Source organism: Exiguobacterium sp. UBA5002 (genome assembly GCF_002396765.1).
GTDB lineage: Bacteria > Bacillota > Bacilli > Exiguobacteriales > Exiguobacteriaceae > Exiguobacterium_A.
In genome coordinates, this window is the sequence record NZ_DGYQ01000034.1 from 25,219 (window position 1) to 37,080 (window position 11,862).

The 11,862-nt window shown below is 46.1% G+C and carries 11 protein-coding genes; 9 read left to right on the top strand and 2 right to left on the bottom strand.

Annotated elements, in window-relative coordinates:
* A complete protein-coding gene (locus B4C70_RS10485; protein WP_290779145.1) occupies positions 1–795 on the bottom strand; it encodes a glycosyltransferase family 2 protein in 795 nt (264 codons plus the stop codon).
* 56 nt (positions 796–851) lie between these two features.
* Positions 852–1,091, bottom strand: a complete 240-nt coding sequence (locus B4C70_RS10490; protein WP_023469118.1) for a NifU N-terminal domain-containing protein — start codon at positions 1,089–1,091, stop codon at positions 852–854.
* 456 nt (positions 1,092–1,547) lie between these two features.
* Here B4C70_RS10490 and B4C70_RS10495 point away from each other — a divergent pair, with 456 nt between their 5' ends.
* The 9 genes from B4C70_RS10495 (at position 1,548) to B4C70_RS10535 (ending at position 11,713) form a co-directional block, all read left to right on the top strand.
* A complete protein-coding gene (locus tag B4C70_RS10495) occupies positions 1,548–3,815 on the top strand; it encodes a ribonucleoside-diphosphate reductase subunit alpha (protein WP_023469117.1) in 2,268 nt (755 codons plus the stop codon).
* A gap of 18 nt (positions 3,816–3,833) precedes the next feature.
* The gene (locus B4C70_RS10500) at positions 3,834–4,322 is read left to right on the top strand and encodes a flavodoxin domain-containing protein (protein ID WP_023469116.1); all 489 of its coding nucleotides are present in this window, start codon (positions 3,834–3,836) and stop codon (positions 4,320–4,322) included.
* The gene (locus B4C70_RS10505) at positions 4,291–5,334 is read left to right on the top strand and encodes a ribonucleotide-diphosphate reductase subunit beta (protein WP_023469115.1); all 1,044 of its coding nucleotides are present in this window, start codon (positions 4,291–4,293) and stop codon (positions 5,332–5,334) included. The genes B4C70_RS10500 and B4C70_RS10505 overlap by 32 nt, the downstream gene beginning before the upstream one ends.
* Positions 5,335–5,751: 417 nt before the next feature.
* Positions 5,752–6,144: a S1 domain-containing post-transcriptional regulator GSP13 gene (yugI, locus tag B4C70_RS10510; RefSeq protein WP_012371159.1), complete on the top strand. Its 393-nt coding sequence runs from the start codon at positions 5,752–5,754 to the stop codon at positions 6,142–6,144.
* A 136-nt stretch (positions 6,145–6,280) separates the two neighbouring features.
* Positions 6,281–7,447 carry an iron-containing alcohol dehydrogenase gene (locus B4C70_RS10515; RefSeq protein WP_023469114.1) on the top strand — a complete coding sequence of 389 codons (1,167 nt, stop codon included), beginning with the start codon at positions 6,281–6,283 and terminating at the stop codon, positions 7,445–7,447.
* Positions 7,448–7,560: 113 nt separating this feature from the next.
* The gene (locus B4C70_RS10520) at positions 7,561–8,910 is read left to right on the top strand and encodes a glucose-6-phosphate isomerase (protein ID WP_023469113.1); all 1,350 of its coding nucleotides are present in this window, start codon (positions 7,561–7,563) and stop codon (positions 8,908–8,910) included.
* 172 nt (positions 8,911–9,082) lie between these two features.
* A complete protein-coding gene (gene ytkD / locus B4C70_RS10525; RefSeq protein ID WP_023469112.1) occupies positions 9,083–9,556 on the top strand; it encodes an RNA deprotection pyrophosphohydrolase in 474 nt (157 codons plus the stop codon).
* On the top strand, positions 9,528–10,292 hold the full coding sequence (locus B4C70_RS10530) for an alpha/beta hydrolase family protein (protein ID WP_023469111.1): 765 nt from the start codon (positions 9,528–9,530) through the stop codon (positions 10,290–10,292). Before ytkD ends, B4C70_RS10530 begins: the two co-directional genes overlap by 29 nt.
* A gap of 167 nt (positions 10,293–10,459) precedes the next feature.
* Positions 10,460–11,713: an EAL and HDOD domain-containing protein gene (locus B4C70_RS10535; RefSeq protein WP_290779153.1), complete on the top strand. Its 1,254-nt coding sequence runs from the start codon at positions 10,460–10,462 to the stop codon at positions 11,711–11,713.
* Positions 11,714–11,862 lie beyond the last annotated feature (149 nt).

Here is an 11,862-nt window from a genome sequence, read left to right on the forward strand (position 1 = left end):
TCACTCACTTTCTGTCAATTGACCATTGAAGGTACGGCGGGTCTGGCGCAATCGTTCGCGTCGCTCAGCCTGGACGATATGGAAGTTCTTCATTTCATTTGTCGGAAGTTGGTGTTTTTCAACGAGGCGTTCAAAAAAGACGCGTCGCGCTGCATCCTGACGTGCGGATTCATGATTACCTGATGGATTGAAAGCATATAAGACGGTCGCGCGCGCCGGGTGCAGTATTAAATGATCCTTGCCGACGCGTAAAATCCAGTCCCAGTCCCAGTAATTGAAGACGTCTTCGTCAAACAGACCAAGTTGATCGTGGAGCGATTTACGGTAGAGCGACCCGGACGGAATATATGTCGAGTCTTCTCGAATCGTCTCCGGATCGTACGGATATGCGAACGGCTCAGAATCAAGTGCGATCCGGTGATCGCCTTCCCAGCGATACGTAAAGAGTTCCGCGTCCGTATAGGTGAGATCAGCACCAGCTTCGAGATCGCCGACCGCTTCTTCGAGGTGACTCGGTAATAAGAGGTCGTCGTCGTCATGAAGTAAGATATACCGACCGGAAGCGAGCGTGACACCATGATTTCGAGCACGAACATGATGGTTTTCAGGTAACGCGACATAGGTCAGTTGAAGACGGTCCTGATAGGCAGCCGTCACTGCTGAGATATCGTCTCCATTATTGTTTAAGACGATGACTTCGAAGTCTTGATAGTGTTGACGCGTCAATGCTTCTAGCGCTTCTGCTAATTCACGAGGACGATTATACGTCGGAATGATGATGGATACGGTTGGCATCAGTGATCGCTCCTTGAACAAAGACACCTGTCCAGGAACAGGTGTCTTCTGGTTTTTTACATGTTTGCTTCAATACGTGGTAGCAGTTCGTTCCATTCTGCTTCTGGTTCTTTCGTAACCGTCACGAAGTCGCCATAAGCGAACAGATTGTCGATGCCATCAAGGGCGATCAGTGATGCGAGCAACGCATCTTCAGGTGTATCTTCTTTTTTGACACTCGTACTTTTAGCACCGAAGCGCTGTTCTTCAAGCGTGATTTTGACGGAATTCGGATTTGGTGTGTAATCGACTTGCATGAGGTAAGCTCCTTTCAACGTACATACGTATATGCCGTCTTTTCGTGATAGATGGATGGAATCCTTCTTCCTGATAGACGGAAGATCGATACGTTCAGTATATCAGAAAATTCGAAGAGAATATTTTTCTTCTAGTAGGAGAAATGGACCATCTTTATTTTAACGGTTCACTTGACCTTATAATGCATTTTACTCGCTATCTCAATATATCTCAAAAGGCGTCATGATGCCTTTTTTAAATTGTTTGACCTGAATTTCAAAGCAAGGGGTTATTTTTTTGAATTTCAGTGATAACCTATATCTTGTACATTAACAGGTTTAAAAACGGCTAAAACGTCTATATATAGAGTGATACTTGTAGAGTCCTTTCTATATGTAGGACGTCTTTTTTTAGTTTAGCGTATTTCATTGTGTAATGCGAACCTGTTTAACGATAGAGAATGGGAGTGGTTCATAGTGGCATCTCCACTGAATACAGCACGCATCTTTAAGGGTGCAATGACAATAGAAGACGTATATGTCGTGATTCGACAGGCGACGGAAACGTATCCGGAACTTGATATCGACCGCTATACTGAACGTGCCATCCGAGCGCTTGAAGGAAAATCCCTACAAGCCGATCAAGTCTATGAACTGTTAACGATGCACGCACTCGATATGTTAAAGGCAGAAGAGCCGAACTGGACATTCGTAGCGACAGCGACTTACTTAAATCGGTTATACCTTGAAGCAGGTGAAAATCGCGGATATGCAGCAGAAGAACGGTATGGTTCGCTGTATACGCTGATTGAAAAACTGACAGAAATCGGCATCTTCACGAAACATTTACTTGATGCGTATTCGAAGGAAGACATCAACGAACTGTCGGCAACGATCGATCCATCCCGCGACCACTTGTTCACATACATTGGTCTTCGAACATTGGCAGACCGGTATCTCGCACGTGATCACGTCAAAAACTTGTACGAGCTACCACAAGAACGGTTCATGGTCATCGCGATGACACTGATGCAGAACGAACCGAAGGAACGTCGTTTAGAACTCGTCAAAGAGTCTTACTGGGCATTGTCGAATCTCTACATGACAGTTGCGACTCCGACACTTTCGAATGCTGGTAAGTCTTACGGTCAACTTTCTTCATGTTTCATCGATACAGTCGATGATTCGCTACGCGGCATCTACGACTCGAATACGGACGTGGCGACACTTTCTAAAGGTGGCGGCGGCATCGGCGTCTACATGGGTAAGATTCGCTCACGCGGCTCAGACATCAAAGGATTCAAAGGTGTCTCAAGCGGTGTCATCCCGTGGATGAAACAATTGAACAACACAGCAGTCAGCGTCGATCAGCTCGGTATGCGCCAAGGATCGATCGCGGTGTACCTCGACATCTGGCATAAAGATATCCTCGAATTCCTGGACGCGAAGCTCAATAATGGGGATGAGCGACTTCGGACACACGACTTGTTCACAGGTGTCAACTTACCGGACCGCTTCATGCGTGCCGTCGAAGCACGAGAAGACTGGCATTTGTTTGACCCACATGAAATTCGTACCGTTATGGGCTTCAGCCTTGAAGATTACTTCGATGAGACGGAACAAGGTGGCAGCTTCACGGAACGATACGAAGCGTGTGTCAACGAACCACGCCTCAGCAAAAAAACAGTTCCGGCGATCGATCTCGTTAAACGCTACATGCGTTCGCAACTCGAGACCGGGACGCCATACATGTTCTTCCGTGACGCCGTTAACCGTGCGAACCCGAATAAACATGCAGGGATGATCTACTCGTCAAACCTTTGCTCGGAAATCATGCAGAACATGAGCCCGACGACCGTGACGGAAGAATACACGGAAGACGGTAAGATCATCGTCACGAAGACACCAGGGGACTTCGTCGTCTGTAACTTGTCATCGATCGCACTTGCGCGTGCAGTTCGTTCTGACGTCCTCGAGCGATTGATTCCGATTCAAATGCGGATGCTTGATAACGTCATCGACTTGAATACGATCGATGTCCCGCAAGCACAATTGACGAATCAAAAATACCGTGCCGTTGGTCTTGGGACGTTCGGTTGGCACCATCTACTCGCACTCGAAGGCATCCGTTGGGAATCGGTCGAAGCGGTACAATACGCAGACCGTCTTTACGAGAAGATCGCTTACTTGACGATCGATGCGTCGATGCAACTTGCGAAAGAGAAGGGCGCGTACCGTCTCTTCGAAGGTTCGGAATGGCAAACAGGAGAGTACATCAAACGTCGCCACTACAAAACGACGGATGAACTCGATTGGGATCGTCTCCAAGCCGACATCACGGCGTATGGAATGCGTAACGCATACTTGATGGCAGTCGCACCGAACTCATCGACGGCGATCATTGCGGGTAGTACAGCATCGATTGATCCAATCTACAAAAAAGTCTACTCGGAAGAGAAGAAAAACTATAAGATTCCAGTCACTGTTCCAGATTTAACGCCGGAAACGAACTGGTTCTATAAATCAGCGTTTGAGATTGACCAGCTATGGAGCATTCGTCAAAATGCTTCGCGTCAGCGTCACATCGACCAAGCGATCAGTTTCAATCTGTACGTGAAAAATAACGTCAAGGCGAAAGAATTACTCGAGATGCACATGGAAGCATGGCAACTCGGGATGAAGACGATCTACTACACGCGTTCGACGACGGTTGAGATCGACGAATGTGAATCGTGTTCATCATAAGATAAGGAGGACGATATCATGAAGGCAGCAATCGTATATGCGTCATTGAGTGGAAACACGGAGGAGGTGGCAGAACTCGTCGCGAAGACGTGTTCTGAGATGGGAATCGAGCCGACGATGTTGTTTGCAGACGAAGTGACGACGTATCAGTTAATGCCTTATGATATCGTCTATTTTGGTTCGTATACGTGGGGAGATGGGCAACTACCCGACGATATGCGCGATTGTCTTAGAACTGTTCTGAAGGAGAGTTCGCATGCGATTCCGCAGGCAGCTGTTTTTGGAACAGGAGACAAGATGTTCGTCAAATATTGTCGCGCCGTGGATGAGATGGCGTATCATCTCTCGAAATTCGGGGTACCGCTTGCTGGAGAACTGTTGAAAATCGAACAGTCACCACGCAATCGCCCACATCTCGTCAAGGAATGGACGAAACGGACCATTCTTCAATTACAGCAAGAAGGAGTCGAAGCACATGGAACAGCTACAAAAAATCAAACTGCTTGATGCACGTCATCCGAATCGCGCGACAGCGATCATCGGTGGCGAAACGAGTGCCATCGTCAACTGGAACGACATTGCGTATCCACAGTTTTATTCGATTTACAAACAACTGTTATCGAACTTCTGGATTCCAGATGAGATTTCAATGTCGAAGGATATGCAACAGTGGAATCAACTGAGCGAACGGGAACAGGATGCCTTCAAACGAATCATCGGGCTACTCTCGATCCTTGACTCGGTTCAGACACGTTATATCTTGGAATCGGCAATGTTCACATCGGATTCATCGGTTCATGCGATTCTTGCAATCGTTGCGCAACAGGAAGTCGTTCATAATCAATCGTACAGCTACGTCTTATCCAGCTTAGTTCCATTGGCTGAACAAAACCGGATTTTCGATATCGCGAAAGACGATGACATGGTCATGAAGCGTAATGCATTCATTCTTGATTTATACGAAGATTTCCAAAATGACCGGACTCCAGAAAACTTCGCGAAATCGCTTGTTGCTTCGATCGTTCTTGAAGGAATCAACTTCTATTCAGGCTTTGCCTTCTTCTATAACTTAGCGCGTCATCAAAAGATGGTCGGAACATCGACGATGATCAGCTACATTCAACGTGACGAATTGCAACACTCGTACTTCATCAGTCAATTGTTACGTGCTGTCTTGTCGGAGCATCCGGAAATTGATGCCGATGGCTCATTCACACAATTCGTCTATGACACGTTCAAGCGTGCCGTTGATCTTGAAATCGAGTGGAGCGAATACGTCTTACGTGATCTAGACGGACTTGACGTCAGTGAAATGCGTGACTACGTTAAATATCTCGCGAACAAACGCCTTCGCGTCATCGGTTTGTCGGATCTTTATGAAGGGCACGACGAAGACGTCATGCCATGGATTCGTGCGTATTCAGATGATTCGATGAACGCGACGAAATCAGACTTCTTCGAACAAAAATCACGTTCGTATGCGAAAGTAACGGATGCGAATGGATTCGACGATCTGTAAGTAATCAATTGATGATTGCTTCTACTCTATATTTCCTTTACGCTAGGACAGGTGAGGTTCTGCTCGACTCCTGCGGAAAAACAAGTCATCATGACCCTTGAAGATGCGACGCATCTGAAGCGGCATGAGGGCTTGTCCGCGGAAAGCGAGCAGACCGAGACTGTCCGTTTTTATTAGAGCGTTTTGAAAGTCGCTCATATCACTTTTCGGTATCTGTTTTTTAGGTCAATTGAGTAAAAGAACAAAAAAAGGGCCGAACTCGGAAAGTTCGGCAGAATCAGGGGGAATACTTGAAGTCTTGCTACTAAAATGTTCCCTTGTGAAATAAAAAATAAACAAATTCCAAAAATATTTTTTACGATACAAGAAAAGTGTGTTATTATAAGTTGATGAATTTAGTTAGGGAGTGTATACATTATGGCAAACTTTGAAAAAGACCAAGTCGTTACTGGTAAAGTAACTGGTATTCAAAACTTCGGTGCTTTCGTAGCACTTGACGAGCAAACACAAGGTCTCGTCCACATCTCAGAAATCTCACACGATTACGTAAAAGATATCAACGATTACGTAAAAGTTGGCGATGAAGTAACTGTTAAAGTTCTCGACATCGACGAAGCTAACAAAAAAATGAAGCTTTCGATCAAAGCAACTCAGGAAGCTCCAAAACGTGAAGCACGCGCGAAAGGTCCACGCAAAAACGCTGGACGTCGCGATGCAGGTCCTGCTTTCAAACAAGAAGAAGCACCTGGATTCAACGTTCTTAAAGGTAAATTGGAAGAATGGATTGAAAAATCAAACTTCCAAAAATAAGCCACATGAGAGAATCGACATCGGTCGGTTCTCTTTTTTTATGCGATTTTTACATAGAATAAGCATTAAATTAGATGTGAAAAGGGAATGTGTGGATAATGTAAGGTGTTCATTACTTATTGAGGAGGCAACACAGATGGAAAACTTTGAATATCGCAATCCAACAAGACTTATTTTTGGTGACGGTCAAGTCAGCCAACTGAAACCACAACTCGAAGCACTCGGTGCAAAGAAAGTCATGCTCGTCTTCGGTGGCGGCAGTATTAAACGTAATGGCGTCTATGATGATGTCACACGTGAACTCAACGCGGCAGGAATCGAGTACGTCGAATGCGACGGTGTCGAACCGAACCCGCGTATCGAGACAGCAGAGCGCGGTATCAAAATTGCACGTGAAGCAGGCGTTGACGCATTGCTTGCACTCGGTGGCGGTTCTGTCATCGACTGCACGAAATTGATTGCTGCTGGTATTCCTTATGAAGGCGAAGCATGGGATCTCGTCATCGGCAAAGCAACACCAGAAACAGTCATCCCATTCGGAACAGTCTTGACGCTTGCAGCAACAGGTTCTGAGATGAACTCAGGATCCGTCATCACGAACTGGAAGACACAAGAGAAGTACGGTTGGGGTAGCCCGCTTACGTTCCCAACATTCTCAATCCTTGATCCGAAGTACACAGTCAGTGTGCCAAAAGATCAAACAATCTACGGTATCGTCGATATGATGAGCCACTGCCTCGAGCAATACTTCCACCCTGCGCATGCACCGGTCCAAGAACGGATGACAGAAGGTGTCATGAAAGCAGTCGTCGAAGCAGCACCAAAACTCGTCAACGATCTCGAGAACGTTGAACTTCGTGGCACGATTCTCTTCGCTGGTACGATGGCGCTCAACGGTGTCCTTCAAATGGGCGCACGTGGAGACTGGGCATCACACAACATCGAGCACGCGGTTTCAGCTGTTCACGATATCCCGCACGCAGGTGGACTTGCGATCCTCTTCCCGAACTGGATGCGCCACGTACTCGACGAATCAAACGCACATCGTTTCGTCACACTCGGTGAGAACGTCTTTAACGTTGATACGGAAGGTAAATCAGAGATGGAAGCAGCACACGCGACAATCGACGCAATCAGTGCTTTCTGGACATCACTCGGTGCACCGAATCGTCTCGCTGATTACGACATCAAAGAAGATACAGTTGACGCAATCGTCAAGTCAGCAATGACACGCGGCGACTTCGGAAACTTCAAATCACTTGGAAACGAAGACGTTCGTCAAATCGTGACAGCTGCCCTATAACAATCTGTAACATTTGCTACTCATTTCACAAAAGACTTGAATGACCTTCCTTCTTGCGTTTTAATGAAAAGGAAGGTCGCATTTCGTTGCGAATGAATAAGGAGGACGATGGCATGTCAACAGTACGTTTTGATTATTCGAAAGCCCTACAATTCGTAGGTCAACATGAAGTAGATCATATGGCGGAAACGGTAAAGACGCTTCACCATGCGATTCATGCAGGAACAGGTGCAGGAAGTGATTTCTTAGGATGGGTAGATCTTCCGACGAATTACGATCAAGCGGAATTTGCACGCATCCAAGCGTCTGCAGAAAAAATCAAGTCGGATTCTGATGTGTTGTTAGTCGTCGGAATCGGCGGTTCGTATCTCGGAGCGCGCGCTGCGATCGAGATGCTCGGACACTCATTCCATAACTTGTTATCAAAAGAAGATCGCAAAGCACCACAAATCATCTATGCAGGTCATAATATCTCATCGACGTATCTGCACGATTTATTCGAAGTCCTCGAAGGAAAAGATGTATCGGTCAACATCATCTCGAAATCGGGTACGACGACAGAACCAGCAATTTCGTTCCGTCTCTTGAAATCGTTCATGGAAGAGAAATACGGTAAAGCAGAAGCCAAACACCGGATTTATGCAACGACGGATAAAGCGCGTGGTGCATTAAAAACACTCGCAGACTCTGAAGGATACGAGACATTCGTCATTCCGGATGATGTCGGCGGCCGTTTCTCTGTGTTGACACCGGTTGGTCTATTACCGATCGCAGCAGCTGGTATTTCAATCGAAGAGTTGATGCAAGGTGCCCGTGACGCGCAAGAGCGCTACGCGAGCGAAAACCTAGCTGACAACGAAGCGTATCAATACGCGGTCGTTCGAAATGCGCTCTATGCGAAAGGGAAGACGATCGAGCTTCTCGTCAACTACGAACCAGCACTTCATTATGTGTCAGAGTGGTGGAAACAATTATACGGCGAGTCAGAAGGAAAAGACTTCAAAGGGATCTTCCCAGCAGCAGTCGACTTCTCGACGGATCTTCACTCGATGGGACAATACGTCCAAGAAGGTCGTCGTGACCTGTTCGAGACAGTCATCAAAGTCGGTCAAGCACGTCATGCATTGACGATCGAAGAAGATGCTCAGGATCTCGATGGATTGAACTTCCTTGCAGGGAAGTCGATTCAATTCGTCAACGATAAAGCAGCAGAAGGTACGTTGCTTGCGCACACGGACGGACAAGTACCGAACTTGACAGTCGAACTTCCAGAGATGACACCGTATCACCTCGGATTCCTGTTCTACTTCTTCGAAAAAGCTTGTGCGATGAGTGGTTACCTCCTCGGAGTGAACCCATTTGATCAGCCAGGCGTCGAAGCGTACAAGAAAAACATGTTCGCTCTTCTTGGGAAACCAGGATTCGAAGCAGAAAAAGCAGAACTCGAAGCACGTTTGAAGTAATATGAAACGACAGTCGATCGTTCCCTAGTGGAACATCGGCTGTTTTTTTGTCTTTAGCGGATGATAGTAGGCTATCATTTTCCAGATTTACAGGTAATCCTAGCGTTTTCACTTTTAGAATACCCGTGAAACAGGTAAAGTGAAGTTAGAAGAAGAAATGAGGTGCACGTACGTGATTACATTCTTGGATTATTATCAAAATCAAGTGGAGTTAAGTTTTGATGACCATCCGTTCTCGGATCGTCCCTTGCACGTATGGGTCATTGCCGTGTACGAAGGAAAATGGTTGCTGACCCATCATAAGCAACGTGGTTATGAATTTCCTGGTGGAAAGGTTGAACCAGGGGAAACGGCGGAAGAAGCTGCACGTCGTGAAGTGATGGAAGAGACAGGTGGGGAAATCGATTCCCTCTCATATGTTGGGCAGTATCGGGTTGCCGGAAAAGGCGATACGATCATCAAAAACATCTACTTCGCGCAAATCGGATCATTGTCGTCTCATCTTGCCGTGGATGAAACGGACGGTGCTTTTCTATTCGAGGAACTCCCTGAACGTCTCGATACGAATCGACAATACAGTTTCATGATGAAGGACCGTGTCCTTCCGGAGACGCTCCGTGTACTTAGCGAACGCCGATTGGTTTGAACTTCCGCGGCAAGGTCCGTTTCGGACGTTTCGGATGTTTTATACCACAGCGGATGGAGAACGGGTCGGTGCCTATATCGTACTCCCGCAAGTTGCGAACGGTCAGGGAATTCTCTACTTGCGTGGTGGAACGCGTTCGATCGGAATGGTCCGACCGACTCGATTGCTCGCGTTCGCACAGGCAGGCTTTTTTGTCATGGCACCTTTCTATCGAGGGAATCTAGGCGGCACGGGAAAAGAAGACTTTGGACATCACGATATCGAAGACGCCTGCAGCGCCTTTGACTGGTTACAGCAACGTGTTTCGCATGTTCACGCATTTGGATTTTCACGTGGTGGACAGATGGCACTGCTCCTTGCGCATCACCGTCCAGTCGCTCGAACGGTTTCCTGGGCAGGGGTGACGGAGTTGACGTGGACGTATGAAGAGCAGAAGACGATGCAAAAGATGCTGCGGCGATACACGGGAGGTACACCAGATACGGTTCCTGATGAATACGCGGTTCGCTCGCCGCTCCATGTCGAACCTCAAGGTGAAGTGTTATTGATTCACGGTGCGTATGATGAGAACGTTCGTTTACGCCACGCGACGGCTTATGCCGCACGTTATTCCGAAAAAACGATGCTTCAGACTTATGCCTATGCCCATCAATTTCCGATTCATGACAAGTTGCGTGTGACGCGGAATGTGTTGAATTGGTTTGAGACTGGTATATGGAATCCGGATGAAAGGTGATAGTTCAAGCAGTACGACCAATGTCGTGCTGTTTTTTTGTGTTACGGAAAATGGCATAGAATTAAAAAATAAGAACATTGATATGTTGTAAAAAACAATAATCACCTAAAAAGTAAACTTTGATATAATAGATGACATCTGAGAAGAATAGAGGGGGCATGAGAACGATGGATATCTTATTAGCACGTCAACCCATCGTTAATCGAGTAGGTTCGATTGATGCATTTGAACTATTGTATCGTTCGATTGAACAAATCAGTGTGTTTGATGGTGATTTAGCGACGATGGATGTTTTGACGAATACACTTGTTCATATGGGAGTAAATCATGTAGCAGAAGGCAAGAAGCTATTTGTTAATTTCACGGCAGAGCTGTTGAAAAGTGACTTGATTCATTATTTGGATCCAAGCCAATTCGTCATTGAAATTCTAGAAACAGTTGAGATCGATACAGAGATGCTGTCTGTTCTACATAGTTGGAAAGACGCGGGCTTTACGTTAGCACTCGATGATTTTGTGACGGATTTACTCCGACAGCATGGAGCGGAATTGTTTGAGTTGATCGATTTAATTAAAATCGACATTGAGACGATTTCCCCTCGCGAGCAAAGTGCTATCCTCCATATTGTCCGTCGCAATTATCCTCATATCCGAATGCTTGCCGAGCGTGTCGAAACGCACGAAGATCATACACGGTGTCTTGACATGGGATATGACTGGTTTCAGGGATATTTTTATGCTAAACCGATGTTGATGAAAGGAAAGGCGGTCCCACCGCAACTACCGGTTTTGTTAAAAATGTTGAAATGGCTCGATACGGATGAAAAGTACGATGAGGTCGTTGATGAGATTGAAGCGAATCCCTATATTAGTATTCAAGTGTTACAGCTGATCAATTCTCCAGGAATGGGTTTACGCAATACCGTCAGTTCCGTTCGTCAAGCGATTTCACTGCTTGGCTTTTCGCAACTCAAAAGTTGGATTTCGTTGATTGTTTTACGTGAGATGAAGCTTGCTAGTCCTTATGAGTGGTCAAATGAGTTATTACGGTCCTCTTTACACTGTGCGAAGCTCTGTGAACTCTTTGCTACCGAAACCCGAACACTACAACCGGAGAGTGCTTACATGCTTGGCTTGTTATCGCACATCGATGCGTTATTATCTGTTGATATTGACGATATCATCGATCAATTGCCACTCGAAGATTCTCTGAAGATTGTTCTACAAGGAAAGGATCATCCGTTTCGGGATTGTTTAGTGCTTGCGATTAGTGCAGATCGAGGTGATTTTGATCAGTTTGAACTGCTGAGTCAGCGTTTAAATGTATCACTTCCGCGAGCCTATGCATTACTGACGGAAAGTCAAGAGTGGCTCATGCAGCGAGAAAAACATATTCAAGAAGAGTCAGACTCGATCATATAACTAAAAAAAGAGTTTGAAGACTTTTTTCTAGACATAAGACGACGTGTAATCATTCTCTTAACTAAGTAGGATTACACGTTTTTATTCGTCTCGAATCGCCTAATAGGAAGAATTTCTAAGGATTAAGGAGTAACTAAAAAATCTGAGTC